Annotated in this window: 14 protein-coding genes and 1 pseudogene; 6 read left to right on the top strand and 9 right to left on the bottom strand. The window is 57.4% G+C overall.

Features of this window, described 5'->3' with window-relative positions:
• Positions 1-294 precede the first annotated feature (294 nt).
• From NATGR_RS10980 to NATGR_RS10965, 4 genes are all read right to left on the bottom strand, one after another.
• The gene (locus NATGR_RS10980; protein ID WP_015233591.1) at positions 295-3,240 is read right to left on the bottom strand and encodes a BGTF surface domain-containing protein; all 2,946 of its coding nucleotides are present in this window, start codon (positions 3,238-3,240) and stop codon (positions 295-297) included.
• Between the two features lie 462 nt (positions 3,241-3,702).
• A complete protein-coding gene (locus NATGR_RS10975) occupies positions 3,703-6,123 on the bottom strand; it encodes a BGTF surface domain-containing protein (RefSeq protein WP_015233590.1) in 2,421 nt (806 codons plus the stop codon).
• Between the two features lie 304 nt (positions 6,124-6,427).
• Positions 6,428-7,312, bottom strand: a complete 885-nt coding sequence (locus tag NATGR_RS10970) for an IS1595 family transposase (protein ID WP_015233210.1) — start codon at positions 7,310-7,312, stop codon at positions 6,428-6,430.
• Positions 7,313-8,174: 862 nt separating this feature from the next.
• Complete coding sequence (locus NATGR_RS10965) at positions 8,175-10,946, bottom strand: oligosaccharyl transferase, archaeosortase A system-associated (RefSeq protein WP_005579338.1); 2,772 nt, start codon at positions 10,944-10,946, stop codon at positions 8,175-8,177.
• A 236-nt stretch (positions 10,947-11,182) separates the two neighbouring features.
• On the opposite strand from NATGR_RS10965, the gene aglG reads away from it, so the two are divergent.
• Positions 11,183-12,142, top strand: coding sequence for a glucosyl-dolichyl phosphate glucuronosyltransferase (gene aglG, locus NATGR_RS10960; RefSeq protein WP_005579336.1), 960 nt, complete (start codon positions 11,183-11,185; stop codon positions 12,140-12,142).
• A gap of 28 nt (positions 12,143-12,170) precedes the next feature.
• Here aglG and NATGR_RS10955 read toward each other — a convergent pair whose 3' ends face one another.
• From NATGR_RS10955 to NATGR_RS10940, 4 genes are all read right to left on the bottom strand, one after another.
• Positions 12,171-13,055, bottom strand: coding sequence for a glycosyltransferase (locus NATGR_RS10955; protein ID WP_005579334.1), 885 nt, complete (start codon positions 13,053-13,055; stop codon positions 12,171-12,173).
• 2 nt (positions 13,056-13,057) lie between these two features.
• Positions 13,058-13,966 (bottom strand): glycosyltransferase, encoded by a 909-nt coding sequence (locus NATGR_RS10950; protein WP_015233589.1) that lies wholly within the window; start codon positions 13,964-13,966, stop codon positions 13,058-13,060.
• 112 nt (positions 13,967-14,078) lie between these two features.
• On the bottom strand, positions 14,079-15,197 hold the full coding sequence (locus tag NATGR_RS10945; protein ID WP_005579330.1) for an AGE family epimerase/isomerase: 1,119 nt from the start codon (positions 15,195-15,197) through the stop codon (positions 14,079-14,081).
• 92 nt (positions 15,198-15,289) lie between these two features.
• Positions 15,290-16,060 (bottom strand): hypothetical protein, encoded by a 771-nt coding sequence (locus tag NATGR_RS10940; protein WP_015233588.1) that lies wholly within the window; start codon positions 16,058-16,060, stop codon positions 15,290-15,292.
• A gap of 301 nt (positions 16,061-16,361) precedes the next feature.
• Here NATGR_RS10940 and NATGR_RS10935 point away from each other — a divergent pair, with 301 nt between their 5' ends.
• Complete coding sequence (locus NATGR_RS10935) at positions 16,362-17,081, top strand: chromosome partitioning protein ParB (RefSeq protein WP_139222394.1); 720 nt, start codon at positions 16,362-16,364, stop codon at positions 17,079-17,081.
• Positions 17,082-17,095: 14 nt separating this feature from the next.
• Here the strand turns inward: NATGR_RS10935 and NATGR_RS19935 are convergent, their stop codons facing one another.
• Positions 17,096-17,866, bottom strand: a complete 771-nt coding sequence (locus tag NATGR_RS19935; RefSeq protein WP_161605748.1) for a glycosyltransferase family 61 protein — start codon at positions 17,864-17,866, stop codon at positions 17,096-17,098.
• A gap of 655 nt (positions 17,867-18,521) precedes the next feature.
• Here NATGR_RS19935 and NATGR_RS20235 point away from each other — a divergent pair.
• The 4 genes and pseudogenes from NATGR_RS20235 to NATGR_RS10915 form a co-directional block, all read left to right on the top strand.
• Positions 18,522-18,956 (top strand): annotated as a pseudogene (locus tag NATGR_RS20235) (asparagine synthase-related protein); the annotation flags it as partial.
• Positions 18,957-19,013: 57 nt separating this feature from the next.
• A complete protein-coding gene (locus tag NATGR_RS10925) occupies positions 19,014-20,390 on the top strand; it encodes an asparagine synthase-related protein (protein ID WP_231990886.1) in 1,377 nt (458 codons plus the stop codon).
• 56 nt (positions 20,391-20,446) lie between these two features.
• Positions 20,447-21,250, top strand: coding sequence for a hypothetical protein (locus NATGR_RS19430; RefSeq protein WP_139222395.1), 804 nt, complete (start codon positions 20,447-20,449; stop codon positions 21,248-21,250).
• A gap of 93 nt (positions 21,251-21,343) precedes the next feature.
• Positions 21,344-22,786: an oligosaccharide flippase family protein gene (locus tag NATGR_RS10915; RefSeq protein WP_015233584.1), complete on the top strand. Its 1,443-nt coding sequence runs from the start codon at positions 21,344-21,346 to the stop codon at positions 22,784-22,786.
• The last annotated feature ends 1 nt before the right edge of the window (position 22,787 follow it).

The following is a 22,787-nucleotide window of genomic DNA, read 5'->3' as shown; positions in this document are numbered from 1 at the left end:
CTGGGTTCACTCAGCAGTCGACGCTTGGCGGAGTACGAGCCAGACCGAGACATCGATCCTGCGAGCAGTGGCGTCAGCCGTCACAAACCGACTCGACGCTCGCGCTCGCCTGTCACGGCCTGCAACACGATTCGACAGGTCTGGATCGACGCCGCGTGCGTCGTCGCCTTCGACTCGCGTGAGCACGGTGGCGACGACTGTGCGACCGGAAAAACAGCGCTGCAGCTAGCGGGTGTTGCGGTCGGTGAAAGAAAAGCGAACTGCGGCGGAAACTGAACCGGCTGGTTCAGTCAGTTAGTTCTGTCGGCGCAGCGCGAGCATGGCTGCGGCGAGCAGAGCGACGACGGCGACGGCGACACCGAAGCCGGGCGTCTCGTCGTCATCGGCGGGTTCTTCCTCTTCGTCTTCAGGGTCCTCGTCTTCATCGACGGGGTCCTCGTCTTCATCGACAGGGTCCTCTTCCTCGGCGACGGTCAGAGTGCCACTGTCGGATTCGTCGTCGACAGTGACGTCCCAGTCGATGTCAGCTTCGTCAGCGGTGTCGAAGTCGAAGCTCTCGCTCCACTCGTCACCTGCGTCGACGGTGATGGTCTCGTCCGTGACGTCGTCGCCGTCGATCGTGACGGTGACGTCGACATCGTCGGAGGCTCCACCGTCGTTGCTGACGGTCACGTCGAGCGAGGCAGCGTCACCAGGCTCGACATCACCGGGTGCGGCCGCGTCGAAGTTGATCAGTGGGTCCTCAGCGGCGACGAGGACGGCGTCCATGTCGTCCTCGGCGTCACCGCGGTCGTCGTAGGTGGTTTCGTCGGCTTCAGCATCGAGTTCGAACGGCGTGGCAGCGTCGTACTCGGTGAAGTCGTAGACAGCGGTGAAGGTGCCGTCGGCGTCGACGATCGTGTCTTCGGAGTCGGTGAAGTTACCTTCCGAAGCCGCGTCAGTGCCGATCTCTGCACCAGGCGCGATGTTGGACGTGCCGGTCACTTCAGCCGAGTCACTGTTTGGCACTTCGTCGTTGTCCGGGTGAAGGTCGAGTTCGGGCTCCTCGAGGTCGAACTCGGTCGTGAACTCGATAGCGTCCTCGTCGTCGTCGACGAAGATGCTGTCGTCGGTTGCCTCGAAGGTAATCTCGTATTCACCGAAGTCAAGGCCTTCGGCGTCGTCGTCAGCCGAGCGGTCACCAGGCATGTCCATATCTTCGTAGTCGATCTGGAGCACGAGGTCACCGTCGTACTCGTTGAAGTCCTGGATGACGTTGCTGGTCTCTAGCTGCGCGACATCGTTGTCAGAGTGGTCGTCTCCTTCGTAGTCATCGAGATGCTTAGCGACTTCGTAGGTCGTCCACCAGGCTGCGTCCTGGTTTGGACCAGGGTCTTCTTCCTCGATGGTGACGTTCATGCCGGCGTCCTCGAAGATGGCGGTGGCGTCGTTCTCGTCGTCGACAGCACCGGACATGCCGAAGTCTTCGAGGATCAGGAGCAGTTCGTCACCGTGAGCGACGACGTCATCCTCCGTGACGAGGTCGTCCTCGTAGGCTTCCTCGAGGTCGTCGGCGTCGTCGAAGTCAGTGTCGTGTGGCGCTCGTTCCAGCGTGACGTCCGAGATCGTTTCGGGTTCGGTCACACGGAGGAACGTCGTGTCAGTTTCGTCGTCTTCTGCGACGGTAGCGAAGTCACCATCGCCGTCCGCCTCGGACGGAGCATCTCCCGAGCTCGCCGGCACGTTATCATCATCATCGCCGTAGTCGAGACTCTCGTACGAGGTGCCGGAGGTCATCTCGTAGTCGTAGACACCGAGGACGTCTTCGTCGTCGGTATCCCAACCGGTGAAGGTTGCATCGTTAGGAGTGTCGAGATCGTAATCGTCTTCGTACTCTTCAGGGACGTTCCAGGGATCTTCTGGGTCGTCCGTGTCGAACAGGAGCACGATTTCGTCAGCGTCGGCAGTGTCGATTTCGAATTCGACAGTGGACTGGTAGTAGTCGTCCTCCCAGTTACCGACCTGAACAGCACCTTCTTCGGTGTGCTCGGGTTCGAGCACGATCTCGATCATGTCACCCTGTTCGCCCATCGGATCGTCGGCGAAGTAGACACCGGTGTCTTCATCGGTGACTTCGACCGTCGCGTTATCCCACGCGAACGAGTCGGTGGATTCGAACTCGAACTCGTAGGTACCAGTGTCGAACTCATCGAAGTCGATCTCGAGTTCGGCACCGTCGTCGACGCCCTCGAGCGTCAGGACATCGTCAGTGTAGGCTTCGTACTCGTCGATGTCGGACGTGCTCTCGACGTAGTCCTCGAGGTCGTCACCGTCGACGTCTTCGCTGGTGACGTTGAGGAACATGTCGTCACGTTCGCTCTCGAACTCGATTTCGGCAGTGTCATCCTGTGGGACAGTGTTGACGCCGAAATCAGCATCGAGGTCTTCCTCGTCAGTCCAGAACTCCTCACCGTCGAAGGCGTAGTGACCTTCGCCGCCGATGTGGAAGTGGTAGGCTTCGCCTGGCTCGAGGTCGTCGGTTTCGAACTCACCGTATGGGTGCTTATAGTCGTCGTCGTCCTGAATTTCGATCGACGTCACGTGAGTTCGGTCATCCTCGTCAAGGCTTTCCGGACCTTCGTAGAGGATGACAGCACTGACGTCGTCTGCAGTGTCGCCATTAGTCTGCTCTGCGAATTCTTCGGACACGATCGTGACTTCCTGTCCGATGTAGACGGGGCCGTCCTCGCCATCGACCCAGACAGGACCGTCATCGTCGTATTCCTGCGTGTCGTCGACTGTGTCAGGTTCTTCGACGGTGATCGGCAGTTCTTCTACAAAGTCTTCATCGTGATCGCCATCGTCCTCAGCGGCAACGGTGACAGTAAGGTCGAAGTTACTCTCGTCACCATCGGGGTTGAGAGTTACGTCGAGCTCTTCAGTCCCAGCATCGAAGTCGGGGCTCTGAACGCCGGCATCGTCACCCTCAGATGGGTTGTTGATGTCGATTTCTTCGACTTCACCCTCGTCAACATCCCCGTGATCGAGAACATCAACTGTAACCGTGGTCGTTACCTCTTCATCTGCGTCAATCGTGTCGTCTTCGATAGTGATTTCGAAGGCATCGTCATCATCGAAATCACCATCGTATGCCGCCGCGGTGCCCGCAAACGCTGCGGACATCCCGAAGACAGAGACGATCATAATCGCTGCCAGGAACACTGCGCGTCCCTTTTCACGATATGAAGGTTCGCTTGTCATGTGTTGTGTTTGTGTTGTAGTTTCGTTCGCTTAGGTTGGTTATCGCGCGATCAGATCGGAAGCGACCGTTATCGGCACGACCCGCACATCGTCGCAAGCCGACACAGCCTTCCGGGTAGGGGTATCCGAAGCAAGACCCTACCCCGTAATAAGCTTTCTGTCTGATACATCAGCGATCGGTACGATTTCAACATACGTTTTCCCAAGCGTAATTAGCGATTACTCGGCCTTTCAGACGACAAAGCGCCGGTTTTGGGATCTGGTCAAAACCCCCGGATTACCAACGACCAGTGATATCACGTCACAAACACGTCAGGGCGATCCTCGAGTCAATACCTGGATCACCAGTCGACAACAACTGATTACGACCGCCGATTGCGACCGCCAGCAGCCGCTCCCGAGCGTGACCAGCGTCGAAAAAATACGAACTGCCGCAGAAACTGAACCGCGTGATTCAGTTAGTTACTCCTGACGACGCAGCGCCAGCATGGCTGCAGCCAGCAGAGCGACGACAGCAACGGCAACACCGAAGCCAGGCGTCTCGTCGTCATCGGCAGGCTCCTCGTCGTCGTCACCAGCGCCATCGTCGACAGCATCCTCGTCGTCAGCATCCTCGTCGTCAGGCTCCTCTTGTGCCACGACAGTCACCGTGTCACTGTCAGCCTCCTCACCAGCAGTGACCTCCCAATCGATGTCCGCTTCCTCGGCGGTGTCGAACTCGAAGCTCTCGCTCCACTCGTCACCAGCATCGAGAGTGACCGTCTCGTTCTCGAGTTCCTCGCCATCGATCGTGACAACCACGTCGACATCGTCGGACGCGCCACCATCGTTACTAACAGTCACATCGAGCGCAGCATCCTCGCCAGGCTCGACCTCACCGGGCGCGGTCGCATCGAGGTTGATCAACGGGTCCTCAGCGTCGACCAACACAGCATCCATGTCGTCCTCGAGGTCGTCAGCGTAGTCCTCGAACTCCGAACGGTCGTCGTGCTCGGCCTCGAGTTCGAAGTCGACGCCAGCCTCGTACTCGCTGAAGTCGTAGACAGCAGTGAACGTCCCGTCCGCGTCGACAACCGCATCGGCACCGTCGGTGAAGTTACCGGCCGACGACGCACTCGTACTGATCTCGCTACCGGGCGCGACCGTCGTCGTCCCCGTCACTTCAGCGTCGTCGCTGTTCGGCACTTCGTCGTTGTCCGGGTGGAGGTCGAGCTCCGGCTCGAGAACCTCGAAGGAACTCTCGATCTCCATCTCCTCGTCCTCGTCGTCAGCGAACATGCTGTCTTCGGTGACCTCGAGTGTCAGGTCGTAGCCACCTTCGTCGAACGCCTCGGCGTCGGCGTAGTCGATCGTCGCAACGAGGTCACCGTCGTAGTCCTCGAGATCGGTGTAAACCGCAGTCACGTCGATCTCGTAGTCCGCGTCCTCGTCGTCGGACGCAGTCGACCAGACGATCGCGTCGACGTTCGGACCAGGGTCTTGCTCCTCGAGAGTGAGGTTCATACCTGCATCCTCGAGCATCGCACCGACGTCGTCGTCGCTCATAGCGTCGACGGCACCGGACATGCCGAAGTCCTCGAGAGTAACGACGAGTTCGTCGTGGAAGGCGACGTCGGACGAAGACGTCGTGTGTGCCTCGTCGTATTCCTCGTAGTCACCGAGGTCGGTGCCAGCCGGCGCGATCTCGAAGTCGACGTCACTGACCGGCTCCGGCTCGAAGACACTGAAGAAGTTCGTGTCCGTCTCGGAGTCGTCCTCGACGGCTGCGTGCTCTCCTTCGTCGTCGTAGGACGTGCCAGCGATGATCTCGTAGTCGTGCACGCCGAGTGCCTCGCCTTCGTCGAAGTTGATCGACGTCTCGGCCTCGAGGATCTCGACGTCGTACTCGTCTTCGTCGTCAGGGTGGACGGACCAGGAGTCCTCACCCTCGTTCGGCGCGTACGTATCGAACTGCAGCGTGATCTCGTCAGCGCTGTAGTCGTCCACGTCGAACTGGGCGGCAGCCTGGAAGTTGTCGTCGTCGTAGTCGCCGATCTGGACGGCACCGGTCTGGACGTGCTCGAGTTCGATCGGGATATCGACCACGTCACCGCGCTCGCCACCGATGTCGTCGGCGAAGTCGACGGATGCGTCGTCGTCGACGACTTCGATCGACGCGTTGTCCCACGCAAAGGAGTCGGTCGTCTCGAACTCGAACTCGTACTCGTCGGGATCGACGTCGTCGAACTCGACCTCGATGTCGATGTCCGCCGGGACGTTCTCGAGCGTCAGCACGTCGTCAGTGTAGTCGTTTTGCCACCCGTCCGTGTAGCTGAAGATGTCGTCGAGCTCGTCACCGTCGAAGTCGTCACTGGTGACGTTGAGATGCTGGAGATCTCGTTCAGAGTCGAACTCGAGGTCGACCGCTTCGTCCTGGGTGACGGTGTTGACGTCGAACTCGACGTCGAGGTCTTCTTCGTCGGTCCAGAACTCTTCGCCGTCGAACTCGGAGCTACCAGCAGCGAAGTGGTAGGCTTCGTCCGGCTCGAGGTCGGCAGTTTCGAACTCGCCCCAGTGACGATCCTCATCGTGGTAGATCTGGATCGAGGCTACTCGGTCCGGATCGTCGAGGGAGGCTGGGCCTTCGTACAGGATGACCGAACTTTCTCCCTCGAGACTGTCGCCTTCGATCTCGATTTCCTGGCCGAGGTAGGCGGTTTCGACGTCACCGTCTACCCACACCGGACCAGGGTCGTCGTATGCCTGTTCGAGCGTTTCTTCTTCGGGGTCGTCTGCCACCGCGGTGCCCGCAAACGCTGCGGACATCGCGAAGACAGAGACGATCATAATCGCTGCTAGGAACACTGCACGTCCCTTTTCACGATATGATGGATCGCTTGTCATGTGTTATGTTGTAGTTTCGTTCGCTTGGGTTGGTTAACGAGCAGTTCACCGGAGGCGGCCGTTATCAGCACGTCCAACACCATTTCGCGCGCCCACTCGGCCTTCCGGGCAGGGGTACTCGGAGAGTATAATCGTCCCATAATAAGCTTTCTGTTCAGAAGCTTCAAATAGCTATATAATTAACACTAGATTGCCCGAAAACTCTCCTAAGAACGTTTCTAGAGCACTATATGACAATTAGCCTGACTGGCCAAAAACACTAAGTGTATAATTTTCTTCGCTCTTGTGTAGCACTTTGTTGATCTCATAGCGTCGCTTTGATAGCGTGTTTGAGCGCTTCTCTCCCTGGTTTCCGCAGTAGCTTTCGTCGAAGTTGGAACGCTCGGAGATACTGTGTGAGCTTGTCTTTTGAGATGCCTCGATGAGGCGAGAGCCACGGTCGCAGCAGCGATCCGTGGCTCTCGCAGGTGTTGACGTGTACGTTTTCGTTGGCGTATTCGCCGTCGCCGTGGACGACGTATTCGCGGTCGAATGCGTCGTCCTCGGCCAGTGGATCGTAGGCACGAAATCCGTCAGTGTAGACGGTCAGTGGCTCCTTCTGACGGTTTTCGAGAAGGAGCCGAATCGTCGATTCGTCGGCTGATTTCGCTGGGATCACGTATCGGTCGCCGGTGCCACGATCGACGATCGTGAACACCGGCGGTTTGTCCTGCTCGTACGTTCCTCGCCCACGCGTGGACAGGCCACGCGAGCGCGACTCTTGGTCGCGCTCGCGGCCTTTCAGCCCTGCAGAAACGTAGACTTCATCGATTTCGACCGGTCCGACAAGGTCAAGCGAAGGTGCATCAAGCGCCTTCGTGAAGCGCTCGACGCGCTGATAGATCGTTTTGTACTGGACGTCGATCTCTATCTGAAGTTGACGAAGACTCGTGTTAAACCGGAGAAACGCGTAAATCGAGAACAGCCACTTTCTGAGTGCGACTTTCGAATGGGCGAAGATTGTGCCGGTCTTGTCGTTGAACGTGCGGTCGCAATTCTTACAGAGATAGCGCTGAAAGTGCCCATAGCTACCGTTCTTGACCGTCAGGTCAGAACGGCAGCGAGGGCAAGTAACACCGTTACGCCAGCGAACCTGCTCTAACAGGTCCGCTGCGACCGATTCCGACCCAAACACATCTAGCGGGATCATGCCTAACGGACACCGCTGACGCGGTGTCCTTGCTCTCTTCGATTCTACAGCGACAGCTGAGCAGTATCAACAATCTCCTACAGAAGAGCGATTTTCTTTTTATGTTCATACGAGGCGGTGGGCGGGAACCCGGCACAGCAGGTGACAACACACTCGAGCGACGTTCCGTCTCGACCCTGATACGGACTGCTGTCCCGCTGTCCCGGCGCGACCGCAGGAGAGTTCGCGGTCGCACCGGAAACGACTCCCACCAACCCGTATGACGACCACGTCAGCACAACGGCGACGGCTGTGTCGACAGGCCAGACAGCGATCCACCCGAAAAGAGAGAGACTCCGGGTCGACCAGCTAGTACTGTCCCAAGTGTGGACCGACTAGTTGAGAGTTGGCCCAAACCGATCACGATTCTCGATCAGAAGTGGAGTGCACTAGTCAGAGTAGACTTGGGACGATACTAGACGTCGTAGTGAACTGTCCACAGACACTGGCGGTCAGTAACGACACGACCGCGACGCCGCTCGTGACTGCACCACACGAGTACACGAGAGCGTCTCAAACGGAGTGCTGTCTCGAGTTCCCGATGTGTCTACCTCGAGCGTAGAGACAGCGAAAATGACCGAAATTGGCATGTTTCTCCGCGTGAACGCGGAGGACTCCCGAGCGGATGGGAAGCAAAGAGTTTCGAGCATCGCGGCATCGTCGATTCCGCTCAGCGGTGGGCGTTTCAAGTTCGCAACCACGAACGCCGCCAGTTTACGGGAGTCAGCATACATCTCGTCTCAGACGGACTGCTGTCCCGATGTACCGGCCCACCCGCAGGATGGCTCGCGGCTGCGCCGGAACTGACTGACAGCAAACCGTCTCAGTCGTCGTCGGCCGACTCGAACTCGACCTCGAGGGTTTCACCCTCGACGACTGCCGTCTCGGGGACTTCCTGCTGGGCCTCGTACGTGTCGCCGCCGGTTTCGACGACGATCTCGTAGTCGTCGACCGTTTCGACGGCACTGTCGGTGTAGCCGTCTTCGACGCCGAGTTCGTCGTTCGTCGCGTACGACACTGTGAGTTCGAACGAACCGTCGTCCTCGAGTTCGGCTTCCTGCGCGTAGAGCGGTGTTTCGCTCTCGTCGCGGTCGACACCGGTGTCGAGTTCGACGGCTGCGGTCACGGTCGCGTCATCGTCGAGGTCGGCGTCGAGATCGTCGACCGATCCAGTAAGCGTCGCGCCGTCGACGCGCTCGTAGGTCTTGACGGGTGAGACGAGTCGATCGTCGAAGATTTCGTAGTCGAGTTGCGGATGCTGGTCGTAGAAGTTGAGAGCTGCCTGTGCCTGTGCGTAGTTTTGGTTGACAAACACCTGCGGGGCTCCGTCGTCGACCACGACGTTGTCGGTTTCGGAATCGACGATCGCGTAGCTGACGAGTACTTCCGGCTGTGCGTCGCTCTCGTGGACGAGCCGGTAGTGCTCCATTCCCGACGCGTCGTCGAAGTACAGTTGTGCGACAGCCGTATCGTAGTAGGGCATGTCGCTGAGTTCCTGTGGGATCTCGTCGCGCGGGATCTGATCGGTCGGCTCGAACTCCGGCGGCGTCGTGTAGTGGTCCGGACCAGGTTCCGTCCACGAGGCAATCGCACTGAACTTGCCGGCGACCATCGCATCGTCGATCATCACGTACCGGATCTCCTCGTCGGGGTCGGCGTCGCCGACGAGTTCTCTGAGCTCGTCGGTAGAGCTGTCCTCGGGTGACTCGTCGAGTGCGATCGCATCGAGCGTGAGCTCTGCGTGTTCTTCGGACTCGGCAGTCAGGAACTCCGAGGACGACGTTGCACCCGACTGGAACGGGTTCGAGTGTGGAATCCGTTCGGCCTGGGTCGTTATCAGGTGGCCGTAGTCCCACCAGGAGAGAACGCCGTAGGTCCCATCGGGGTAGGCGTAGTTCTCGCCTTCGGGATACTCGTAGGTGCCGTAAAGCTCGAGTTCGTCGGCGTACTCGGCGTCACCCCAGTTACCGGGTTCGGGGGTGTTCTCTTGGAGCCAGTGGTTCGAGTCCTCCCAGGTCATCGCGTCGTGGTGTGGCTGGGCCATCTCGCCACGATCCATCGCGGTCGTGCCCTCGGCAGCGACCGGCGGGAGCAACGGTGCGAATAGCAACATCGCGACCACGAGCAGGATGATGATCTGGTAGGCCTCGACCTGGCGGATAGAATCGACGCCGTCTCTGACGTCGAAGTCGAAAAAGCGGACGACTTCCGCGACGAAGACTGCGTTGACGACGGCGACGGCCAAGACGAGATAGTACGCGAACCGGACCTGGGTCGCTGCCATACTAATCAGGAACAGCGACCAGACGAGGACGAGCGTGTACTCGGTTCGATACTCCCGTCCCAGGTAGGGTCGGGCGACGAGCAACGCGAGCCCGGCGACCATCGTGTAGAAGGCCGCACCGAACTCGCTGAAGACGTGCTCACCGAAGTCGCCCGGTGGCTGTGCTTCCTGGATGGTCTGTGCACCGGTTCCCGGGTCCAGCGGAAGCACCCGACTCGTGAAGTTACCGACGAACGTACTGTAGAGGTCCGGAAGGACGACCGCCATCGCAGCGAACGCCCCGACGATGAGGCCACCGATGGCGACCGGATAGTACCGCCGGTCGATCCCGGAAGCGTTCCACTGGCGTGCGAGCCAGGCCATGAACACACAGCCGACAGCAACGAGTGCCGCGCTGACGGGCTGGAGGTAGCCGAAACTCGTCACGCTGGTTCCCGGCTCCTCGATGAGAAGCGCCGTGATGAGAGCGGTCACGCCGAGACTGACTGCCCCGACGTACGCGACGTGGTCCGGCGAGACGTTTCGGACGTAGTCGAGACAGAGCTGGATCGTGAAAAACACCGCGAGGATACCGATCAACACGATCCCCGGCGGCCACACCCAGATGTACAGGGCGAGTGCAATCCCCGCGAGAACGCTGTAGATCGTCGGCTCCCGCAGCGTCTCCCAGTCGCGGTCGACGACGAGTTCGTAGATCGGCTGTTCGCGCTCGGCGACCCGAAGTGCGACCATCATCGCAAGCACCGCGATCGCCATAAACAGGACCTCGGCGACGTGGTGCTGGAGTTGCCCCGCCGTCGTCCGGGTGAGGAACTGTCCCGGCGCGAGAGCGAGAAGCAAGACCGAGACGATGCCGCCGAGCGTCCCGCCGAGTCGCCGACCCACGTAGAACACGGGAATCGCGACGAGGGCAGCCATCGCCGGGACGGCAAACAGCGAGACCATATATAGCGTCTCGGTCGACGGATCACCGAGTCCGACGATCATCGCGACCGTGACGATGAGCTGGTCGAACAGCGTCCCGAACTGGCCGACGTACCGGCCAGTCGGAAAACTCGTCCAGATCTCGTAGGGCATCGTGGACGGATAGTTCTCGGCAGTCCACTGGACGGTCCGCCAGTGGTACCACGAGTCGACGCCAGCCAGAGCGGCCGTTCCATCCTCGGTGACGAACCTGTCGTACGACTGGGTTCGCACCCAGAACATAAACAGCATCACAGCCCCCAGAATCGGGAGGTGATACCAGTCTTCCCACGTCTCGAGGAGAGACGTCTCCGTCCCGTCCTCGACGCGTTCGGTCTCGGTACTCATTAGGTCACAACAGACCCAACCCAAGAATAAGCCTTGTCATATACCTGCGGTGTTTCGATCCCGGAATCGGACGACTGACGCGGGTTGCTGTCCCGATCTGCGGGGACGCCGCGACTCGCACCCGATGGGACTGTCGACCGCGTACAACAGTCCGTCGTCGGACAGCCGTAGGAGAGACGGCGGCGTCATCAGGGAACGAAAAGGCTTATTCGACGCTCCCGGTAATCGATCGTTCAATGAAGGTTTCCGTCGTCGTGTGCACGTACGCGATGGAGCGGTACGACGTCTTCTCGGAGTGTGTCGACAGCGTCCTCGCACAGACCTACGACCCACTCGAGGTCGTCCTCGTCGTCGACGGCAACGAGGAGGTGTTCGACCGAGTCAAAGACGAGTACGGCGACCTCGAGGACGTCGTCCTCCACTGCAACGACGAGAACCAGGGCATCTCCTACAGTCGCACTCGAGGGGCCGAGATCGCGACCGGCGACGTCGTGGCGTTCATCGACGACGACGCGGTCGCCGAGGAAGACTGGATCGCGGAACTCGCCCGCGTCTACGAGGAAACGGACGCGATCGCGGTTGGCGGCCACGTCGCTCCCGACTGGGTCACCGAAAAACCCGACTTCTTCCCCGAGGAGTTCTACTGGCTCGTCGGCTGTGACGAACGCGGCTTCGGCGAGCACATGGAGGAACTGCGAAACACCTACGGTTCGAACATCTCCTACCGACGAGACGTCTTCCTCGAGGTCGGCGGCTACGACGAGAACACCGGCCGAAAGGGTGATCGACACATCCAGGCCCACGAGGCACCCGTCTGCATCCGGATGAACAACCAGTACGGCAAGGGCGTGCTCTACAACACCGACGCCGTGGTCCATCACAAACTCTTCGACTACAGAGGCGAGTTCCGGTGGCTCGTCGGCCGGTCGTTCTGGCAGGGATACTCGAAACGTATCATGGACATCCTGCTGCCCGAAGCCTCGGGCGACAAAAACGAGTATCTGAAACAGTTACTCCTCGAGTTCGTTCCCGACCGACTGTCGTCGCTCCTGCGACGGCCGTCGACGGCGAAGGCGAAACAACTCGTGACGATCGTCGTCTTCACCGCGGCAGTCGGGTTCGGCTACCTCTACGGGCTGGCGGGTGTCGACCGATCGGAGCTGGTCGCCGATCGTGACGCCGCGACGGCCGATTGATTCTATCCGTCGCGACTGCCCGTACTCGTCACGGCTCGAGTCGTGGAACGCCCTCGAAATCCCCGCGGCTCTCTCCGGTAAGATACTCCTCGTAGTAGCCCAGCCCACGGACGGCGGTGAGGAATTTCGAGAGTGCACCGAAGGCGAGTCGGTCACTCGTCGGGAGCTCTCGAGCGGGACGTTTGATCCCGCTTGGACGTGGTGGAACGCCGGGCGTACCGTACCGATCGGGATGGTAACGTTGCAGTTGGCAGAGCCCGCGACCGACGCGGCGATCTTTTTTCACGTGTGCACGGAGAGTGTTCCTCGTCGGGTGGTACATCGTGGCATCCGCAGCGAAGTGGAGATCGTAGCCGGCGTCGTGAACCCGGTTGCCGAACTCTTTGTCCCCGCCGGACTCGAGGCGATGATCGAACAGGCCCACGTCTTCGAAGACGGCTCGTCGAGTGAGAAGACAGCACGTCGGGGCGAACTGCTGGGACTCGAGGTAGCCCTCGACGGGAAACCCGGTGTGGTGGTCGTACCGGGCTGCGAGTGTCGGGGTATCGGGGAGCGTGAGCTCGACGTTACAGCCCAGGTAGTCGGCGTCTGTGGTCTGGAAGGTTTCGAGCGCGGACTCGAGCCAGTCTTCGGGAACGGTCATGTCGGCGTCGACGAACGCGAGGACGTCGCCGTCGGCATGCCGGATGCCGGTGTTGCGAGCCGCGTAGGACGACTGGATCTTCGTTTCGTGGACGAGGGTGAGATGGTCGTGGTCGTCTTCGTAGGAGCGAACGATCTCCGGGGTGCGGTCGGTGGAGTCGTTGTCGACGACGACGATTCGGTAGTCGTCAATGGTCTGAATTAGGAGAGACTCGAGAGTGGTCGCGATGCCGCCGGGGTCGTTGTAGACGGGGACGACGATCGAGATCATCGTCAGGGTTCTTCGCGTTTCGATTGTCGTTGTGCGAGCGTTTCTCGAAGCATCCCGTAGCTCTGGGTGAGTTTCAAGACGTACTCGAGCAGATAGAACCCGACGAGTGACGGAAGCGAGACGTCCTGGCCCGAGAAGCGACGCCGAAGACGGAACGGACTCGGTGGGAGAACGTTGATCGGATGCAGCGGATGGGTGTCGCCGTGCTCCGGGTGGTACCGACGCTTCTGTGCGCGCCCCCGCCCGATCCGGAGTGCCTTCGATCGGAGGGCATCCCAGGACTCACGTGCCGGATGAGACGCAGTCACGTCCTCAGCGTAGCCCTGTTCGAAACCAGCGCGGTGGACTCGCTGGCCGAACTCCTTGTCGCCGCCAGACTCGAGACGTTCGTCGAACAGTCCGACTTCCTCGAAGACCTCGCGTCTGACCGCGAGTGCACAAGTCGGAGCGAAGTGTTTGTTCTCGAGGTATGTCTCGACGGGGAACGAGAGCGAGTGTTCATAACACTCCCAGAAATTAGGCTGGTCGCCAGCGACGACTTCGACGTTACAGCCGAGGTAGTCGTAGTCGTTTGACTCGAGGACGGCGACCATGTCTTCGATCCAGGTTTCGGGGACCCACACGTCTGCATCGAGAAAGAGAAGAACGTCACCGGAGGCGTGTTCGATGCCCGTATTGCGAGCCGCATAGGACGACTGAATGTCCGTCTCCTCACACGCGTGAACGAGTTCCGGATGCTCGTCAGCGATTTCGGTGATAACGTTACCCGTCCCGTCCGTCGAATCGTTATCGACGGGAAAGACATCGTAGGACCGTGCCGACTGGGACACGAGCGAGTGGAGGGTCGTTCTGATCCCTTCAGGGTCGTTATAGACCGGAATTACAACCGAAACACCAGTATCGTCTCTCATTTATCAACCACGAGGACTCACTCTTCAAGACGGTCGTATCTGGCTGCTTGCGGTCACTCTCATATAAATCCCGACGGATAACGATCGGGACATCGTTCTACAGATTGGGTGACTACGGTCCGACACACACATCGTACTCCGGCAACTCTACCAAAAGCGAAATCGAGGCCGACTGATCGAAATCACTCACAGTGTCCGAAGTGAGGAGATAGCTCTCGTGATCTAACTGATCGTCGAGATCCATCTCTATCAAGGACGTTATTCGATCGGGATCGGCAGAGAAAGCATACTCCGCCAGCGAGAAACTCATACCGGGAGTGGTGCTACCATAACTGACGTCGGTACACTCGTTCGCGTCGAAAGCCTCGATAGCAGTTCGTATCGTCTCGTTCGACCAGACACTGTGCTCCGGAAACTGCAAGCGCAATTGGGCCAGTCCTTTGAGATTTACGGGCTGGTAACCAATTTCTTTTTTCCGCCGTTCAGCGGAACGCGAGTAGTAGTGAAATACTGCCTCGTTCAGCAACAACAACCAGTGCCTCGAGCTACGGAAGACCGTCTTGACCACATCAGTTGGAGACGGACGAACGTAATGTCTTAGTAGACCATCGGAGCGGAGTTCCATGTTCGCCGGGAGACGGTCGAGAAAAGACGTGATTCGGTCGGCAACGATATCTGACTCCGAGGCCAGTTTGCTACTACCAGCCGCAAACAGAATCTGGTGGTTCAACGTCCTGTCGAACGAGAGCTTTTCTCCGTCGATTTCGACCCGCTCCCAGAGTCCGAGTTCCGCGTCGAACGGATGAACCGTGAACACTTCTTCCGCCGTTTCGATGGCGTCTCGCCGCTCAAGTATCGGTCCAGCGTAGGCGAGTGCCCGAATCGGGTATGCCTGACCGATCAGCCCATTACAGTGGTCCTTTCCGGATGCATCCCGGCAATAGTACGTGTACCCGTGTGGCCGGACTTCGTCGCCGAGCAGATACTCCACAGCTGCTTCGGCTGCCTCCCGGTATTTCTCTTTGCCTGTTATGTCGTACACCTCGGAGAGCGTCACTGTCCAGTGTGATGTCGTCCGTACGGGTGTCTCAGGCTCGTCGTAGGTGTAATTTCGACCTGGTGGAAACGATCCGTCCGCCCGCTGGAACTCGAGTGCAGATTCCGCGCTCCGTTCTAACAGTTCGTAGATGGTGATCGTCTCCGCTTCGTCATCTAATTCACCCTCTGACATCTCTCGTGGTACTACACTCGAAGCGACGCAAATATAAGTTCCTCGGGACAAATATCGTGGTTGTCCGCTGACTCAAGATTCTGTGCCCCCGCTCAGCCACTATTGACATACTCACGGTGGCGAACGACGACCAGTACCGGAATCTCTTCAATCCCACACACCTTGGCGAGGAACAGTCGATGTTTGCCGTCGACTAGGAGTGGTTCGCCATCACGCCCACGGTCAATCATCACCTCGTCAAGCGTGTATTTGTACGTTCGCGGGTAGTATCCCATCGGATCGTTTGATTGCGAATCGAACACCTCTTGCTTGCTCTTGTACCCGCTTGTTTCGATCCGCTCGTACAGTTTCTCGAGTTGTTCGCACCTTTCCCAGAGGTCTTCCTCGCTTCGAACGGTAGCCCGCCACGTGTTTTGATGACAGTCCTGTCGAAGATGCTCGCGAGACGTGGCAACGTAGTCGGTCTGCTCCCACGGAACTCCTCGTTCGAAGTGGTTTTCAATGCTCTCATAGAGGAGAGAGTTTTTGATAGCATATTCCGACGAGATAGATCGAATATCCCAATCGCCATCGGCGACACGACCGATATCCTTCCATCTCGTGTGCGCGATATTCTTACCAGATTTATTTTTACGTGCAGAAAAATACTGAACGGAATCTGGATTGATATACGTGATCTTGTATGGATTGGGTACCGTCTCGTACCGCACGGAGTTAGCGAAGGCTCGGGCCCGGAACCAAACTCGAGAGCCGAATATCCGCGCAGAAAACTGATAACGGATCTGTCGAACGAGTCGAGAGAAGAGTTCGATCGCACCTCGCTTTCGGTATACCTCTCGCATCCGCTCGAGGGGACTGGTCATGGAAGTGGGTGGTGGACCAAATCGCAAATACATATCGGCCCCAGAGGCTCCCCACTGCTTCGTGCGGTCGGCTGTGTGTCATTTTCGACACAACCGCGCCCGGACAGCGGTTGCACCGGTAAATCGTCACAGCAATCCGTATCAAAGAGTAATACTCAAGCCAACGTAACTGCCAATGGTAATACGTGTGCTGATGCAGCGATTACTCGAGCACGTCAGAGCCACGTTCCTGAGCGGAATTTCTATCCTTCAAAACGAGGGGCTCCGACCGTTTATCCAAGCGGGCTTGAGAGAACTGAATTTGAACCACCGTGGATTCTACTACTATCTGAACTACCTGTACAAGCAGTCCCATGGGTCATACCGCACGGCAGAACCGTTCACCATCGTAAACACCGACCCGCAACGAATTCGCTATCGCGCTCCAAGAGACATCGATCGATGGAAGCACGTCGGCGAAGTTCGGGACGGTAACTGGGATTACTCGAGCAGGACCCTTGAGGATAGCGTCAAGTACCGAAGCGTCGTCGACCGGTTCGAGAACGGCACGCCCTGGAAGGAAACCGACATCTATCAGGAGACACTCGAACGACTCGAGAACGGTGAGACACACTGGAACGGCTGTCGAACTGTCGACGACCTCGAGCGACGAATTGACCACGTCGAACGACTCTACGAAACGATCCGGAAGAGCGGGTTCAAATCGCAGTCGGAACTTCACAGCGAGAGCGTCAAATCAATCGTTTTGAGTGGCGCGTTCGATCGATCGAAGACGGACGTAGCGGTAGCTGTCGGGCGCGATGGCGAGTTCCTATTCGTCGATGGCAACCACAGACTAGCGATTGCCCACGTTCTCGGACTCGAAGACATGCCCGTCCGCGTGGTTGTACGTCATGCGAGGTGGCAAAACATCCGCGAGGAAATCACGTCGGCCGACTCGAAAGACGAATTATCGGACGACGCTGTCCGTTCTCTCTCTCATCCAGATGTTCGATCAGTCGTCGACCAAAACGAGTTCTGAGCTAGCCGGCGCGGCTATTCGGACCCGGGACGGCGCCCCTCGATAACTGGGTCTCGGTCGCCGGACAGAACACTTCCTATCGCGTCGTCTAACCGGTCTGGATCGACGACGATATCTTTTTTGTCGTGATCGCAAAACATTGCGTGATACTCGAATCCCATCAGTTTCGCCAACCGGTAGAACGTCGTTTTTTCTTTATCACCAAACAACTCGAGAACCGTCGGTGAACTCGCATACACGAGGTTTGCGAGCCCAGCACCGTGCGGCGAGACTACCAGTTCGGCCTCGGCGAACAGGTTCGCCTGTTCGGCGATGGTGAGCGCTTCGAGTGCATACGGTTGCATATCGTACTTGTCAAAAACGCTGTAGAGCCGCTGTTCGTCTTTCACTCGACGCACGGTCGCGTTTCGACGGGTGACGTAGACGCGATCATGTGACTCTCCATCGAGTTCTCTATCATCGAGCCCGTCGTGAATACGGTTTCGGAGCCAGTGACACTCCGTTCTCGATGGGGACGGGTACGACGGCACGACGAGTCGGTCTACGTCGATGATCTCCGATCGAATCTCTTCGATTTCGAGGTCGTCGACATCCACTAACTCGAGCGACTCTCGCATCCACGAAGGGGGGTCAGACGGCAAGAGAATTGTCGGTGTCTCGTTCGTATGCTTGCGGTACGTTTCGACGCCAAGTAGTCTGGGCAGACACTCCAGCGTCCAGTGGTAGTAGTTGTGCCAGGTCGGCACCAGCACCGTCGCGAGTGACAGACATCGATCGGGACTCACGTCAGAACCGGAGACGGCGTTTCGGATGTCCCGATAGCCGTTGTATCTGAGGCTACGTGCAAGAAGTTTCTCGAGTCTGGAATTAGACGATCGGTGCGGTGCAACGATATCCTTGACGAATCGCGAATCCTCCGTTAGCGCGACTCCCGTCGGTGCCAGCACGGTTGCATTCGGAAGCTCAGCAACGAACGGCTCGGGAGGCAGATACGTTTCGTTGTTTGCGAACGATCCGCTCGTTTCGAGCCGCGACTTGCCTGGAATCTGAACTTTAGACTGAAACGGATTGAACGTGTTCTGTGGATCGGATTCCCAGTGCTGGCTCGTAACTTCTCGAAGTTGGGGCTGTTCGAAAACGGACTGGTCATCGAGAAGAAGTCGACGAACGAGCGCCCGGGTGACAGTACTCTCGAAAATGCGTGTAGATGCCTCAGAGAGCACTGACAGTGTCCCATCGGAACGACGCTTGCGGTTCGCCCGGAGAAGAAGGGAACCGAACGACATCAGTGAATAGTACGCAGTTCTTACCGTATGTTCTTTAACCTCGTGATTATGGCTGGCGGTAGAGCAGCCGGTTCGTCAACCAATACGCGAACTCTCGAGAGTGGGGGGGCTCGTTCAGCAAAGCTTATTCGTACAACTGATTCAGTAGCAACAAATGGTCGGTATTTGTGGGGGTACTGGCTCGTTACGTCGACTCGTCGACGGCGACCATCTTCCCGCTCGAGAAGAGAACGTGGCACGGGAGTTCTCGAAAGAAACTATCGCAGTGCATACCGTCGACCATACCGTTCTGAACGAGACACAGCCGGCCCGGACCGATGACGGAGAACTCATCTGGGTATGGGGGGACGTGTACGGACACGGCTCAACCGATAACTACTCGCCGAAGCCCCCTGGCATCTCGAACGCCGAGTACTGTGTCAGTCGATACGGTGAAGTTGGGATACAGTTTCCCACTACACTCAACGGGGAATGCTGTGGAGTTGTCTATCAACCCGACGAAGAGACTCTGACGTTGTTTACCGATCACCTGTCGACGCGCCCGCTGTACTACGTCGCGACGGGTGATGGCATCGCATTTTCGAGTTCGATTACGCCACTGGCACCGCTTTCTGCTGGACTCTCGGAAGATCGCGTCGCAGAGTTTATGCATTACAAGAGAGTTTTCGGGATTCGAACAGTCTTCGAGGACGTCCGACAGGTGCCACCAGCGTCGATCGTTCAGTTCGACGCACGAACCGGCGAGAAGCTTCGTACCGAAACCTACTGGACACCGACGTACGCCCCCGTCTCGAAACCACTCGAGGAGTACGTCGACGAGTTCGCCGAGCGCTTTGCCGACGCTCTCGAGGATCGGATGCGCGAAGACGGCGATTACGGCGTCTTGCTCAGTGGTGGGAGTGACTCGCGGCTGTTCGTCGCGGCCACCGACGAACCCCTCGTCGGACTCCACATGAACGACTGGCTGAACGAAGAAGCTCGGGTGGCGAAACAGGTCGCAGACACCTCGGGGAACGAATTCCTACTGTTGGAACGTGAGCCCGACCACTATCCGTCGATTCTCGACGACGGAATACAGTATTCGAACCTGAACGGAGCGTATACGCAGGGACACGTTATCGGATTCGACGAGGAGTTGCGTGAGGAAGTCGACGTGATCTTCTCCGGACATCTAGCCGACTCGCTGTATGGGCGAAGCAAAGTGCCACAGTTCGAGTTGAAGATTCCGGGGACGGGCGAGGCGGCCGAAATACCGATTTACAAGGCAGTCGACACGCTCGAGGAGACGATCGATATCCTGTCGGATACGGACGATTATTACTTCGGGCCGACGTACAACGGTACGTTCCGCTCCGGTAACCCAGAGACGGTTCCCACCGACGACTCGCTGCACGACATTCTCTCGAACGCGTGTCACGTCGACGAAGACAACGTCGAGCTCGGAAACGTCGAGTACGACAGCTTCGAGGATTTGGCTCTCTACAACTACGTGTATCCGTTGACCAACGCCTGGTCGGCGTTCCATCACTTCTCGTACGTCCAGACGCATCCATACCGGAATCCGTTTCTCGACCGCCGACTCGTGACGTTGCAGACCCAGATTCCGATCGAATATCGCCTCCGCGGGGAGATCGTGAACAAGGCGATCGCGAAACTCGCTCCCGATCTCGCCGCAATCCCTCGAGCGGGAACCCGAACGCCACTCGACCGAAGCTTCCCGGTTCGATACGTGTGGCGACACTGGAGCGGCGTCAGAAGACTACTGTTCTCGTCCGAACCCGACGATCATCGGACGCAAGGTCCCTGGCCGGACAAGAGTTTTGCTCGAGAGAAATATCTAGCTGTAAACGATCAGATTACTACCCAAAAAGAAAAGACTCAGTCTATCCCAGCCATTTCTTGGAAGGATGTGGATAAATCTAGCGGAGGTACAGACCGAATACTAACATTAATTAACCATCCGGCAATCGAATCGGTTGTTGAGACTGGTTCTGAGACAGATGATCAACCAAAGGTAGAATGAACGAGTTGATAGTTCGAGCTGCAGAAAGAGTACGATCTGGCGGTGTATCTGGGCTATTGGATGGATTTGAGAGCTTCGTCACCAGCGGCGAAGCCAGATACAAACTAATAGGGTTTACGCCGTGGACAGAACAACTCGTAAGGAAGTACACTGCTACCGCTCACAGACTATCCCCCGACCGATACACCGATGCAGACCCTCTCAAGCTACTATGGGTAGATCCAGACTGCATCCAGTACGAAATTTCTGGACGAGCGTCTCATCTTCGACGGTTCGGCCGCGTGTATAGTGGAGACTGGGACCAGAATCTGGAGCTGATATCGGACAATACAATCTACAAGTCGTTCGAGGAACGCTTCAATGGTGGAGCGTCGTGGGACGAGACAGAGTACTATCAGAAGATGTCTGACCGAATTCACCGAGGTCAATCAACTCGTGCTGGAAGTAGCCAGTCAGAGCTTGACCAGTACTTTTCTGAAATGGATGAATTGTATAGACGGATCGGACAAGATGGCTACCGATCTCAGTCCAGTCTGGAAGCTACGAATCCAGAAGAGACACGGCTAAAGAATATGGATGCACCCGTTCCGGCGATGAACGAGGTCGGCGTCTGTATCGGCCGAGAAGGAGCGCTCATCCATAGATATCGTGGCGCGCATCGACTAGCCATAGCCAAAGTTGCTGACATAGATGCAGTACCAATTCAGGTACTGTCACGTCACTCGGCATGGCAGCGCGTGCGTGACGAATACCGGGCTGCAAGGTCAATCGACGGCGTTCGTGACGAGTGTCTACTGTATTCAGATCATCCTGATCTCCAAGATTGCGTTCCAAAAGACACTGCCGGACTCTCTGGTTAGTGGCACCAGTCGATCACCTCTGTTTCATAGGTTACGTCCCACGTCTATAGAAAGGCCTATTCCAGATAGACAATTATCCTGGGGTAGTCAGAGATGCGTCTTGGACAGACATCGGTTATTTACTTCATTTCAAAAGTCGCTGCCTCTGTCATCGGGTTTTTGGCAACGATATATTTTACACGGACGTTGGGAGAAGACATCTATGGGTTCTATGCTATCACTCTCGCGCTCGTTTCCTGGCTCGGGCTCGTAAAGAGCGTGGGGTTCGGACAGGCAATTATCAAGCGAATGAGTGAAGGAGAAGCGCCAAACGAGTATCTTGCCGCAGGATTTATTACCAAAATATCGCTCACACTACCCGTTATAATCGCAATAGTTGTATTTAGTGACCAAGTGAACGCCTATGTTGGACAACCAGTTTCTGAGTTTGTAATCGTATTGCTAGTAGTGTCGATACTTAAGAATATAGTTAGTTCTGCACTCAAGGGGACCCACCGAATCCACGTTTATGCACCACTATTTACGCTGAAAGAGGTTGGTAGGAGCGTCAGTATGGTCGTTCTTGTGGCACTCAGTTGGGGACTTTCCGGTATGCTTGCCGGCCATGCACTCGGGACACTCATAATTGCTATTATCGGACTCTGGATCGTCCGGCCTACAGTCGTAGTTCCGAAACGCCATCATTTTAGTCAGTTATTCGATTTCGCGAAATTTTCCTGGCTCGGAAGTATGCGGAAGAAAACGTTCAGTGAGATGGATATTCTTGTACTCGGTGCGTTTGTTTCTTCTGGATATGTAGGGATTTACTCCGTTGCATATACTCTCGGAAAGTTCTTAGACACTTTTGGAGATGCAATGGAAAGCACACTGTTTCCCGAATTAAGCAAACAATCCTCCTCTGGTGATGTCAACATGGTTCGGGCACTCACAAACGACGCGCTCTCTTATGCGGGCCTGTTCCTAATTCCAGGGGTAGTCGGCGCAGAAATTCTTGGAGAACGTCTAATGTTGCTCTACGGTGAGGGGTTTGGCATCGGCACCCACGTACTGACGATTCTACTTCTCGGTATCCTTGCCTACTCTTATAACAAACAGCTGCTTAATACCCTCAACGCGATCGACCGTCCCGACCTCGCATTCCGAGCGAACGCCGTCTTCATTGGGGCCAATCTCGTGCTTAACGTTGCACTCGTCTACAGCATCGGATGGATCGGCGCAGCGATCGCGACAGCAACCTCCGCTGCAATCGGACTGGTCTGTAGCTTCTACTACACCCGACGCCACGTCGGATTCCGAGTCCCAGTCGGCGAAATCTCGAGACAGATCCTCGCCGCCCTGTTCATGGGGATCGTCGTCTACAGCGCTCGAGCCGTCGGCGAAACCCATCCCGTCGCCGCCTACAACGAGGTGTTCGTCGTCTCGCTGGTCGGCCTCGGTGCTGCCGTCTACTTCCTCGTTTTGCTCGCCATCTCGAGGACGTTCCGAACGACCGTCTCGAGGAACCTTCCGGTCGACGTTCCGCTGGCGGGTAGCTGAG

This window comes from Natronobacterium gregoryi SP2 (assembly GCF_000230715.2).
GTDB classification, from domain to species: domain Archaea; phylum Halobacteriota; class Halobacteria; order Halobacteriales; family Natrialbaceae; genus Natronobacterium; species Natronobacterium gregoryi.
This window is presented reverse-complemented; position numbering and strand designations above follow the sequence as displayed.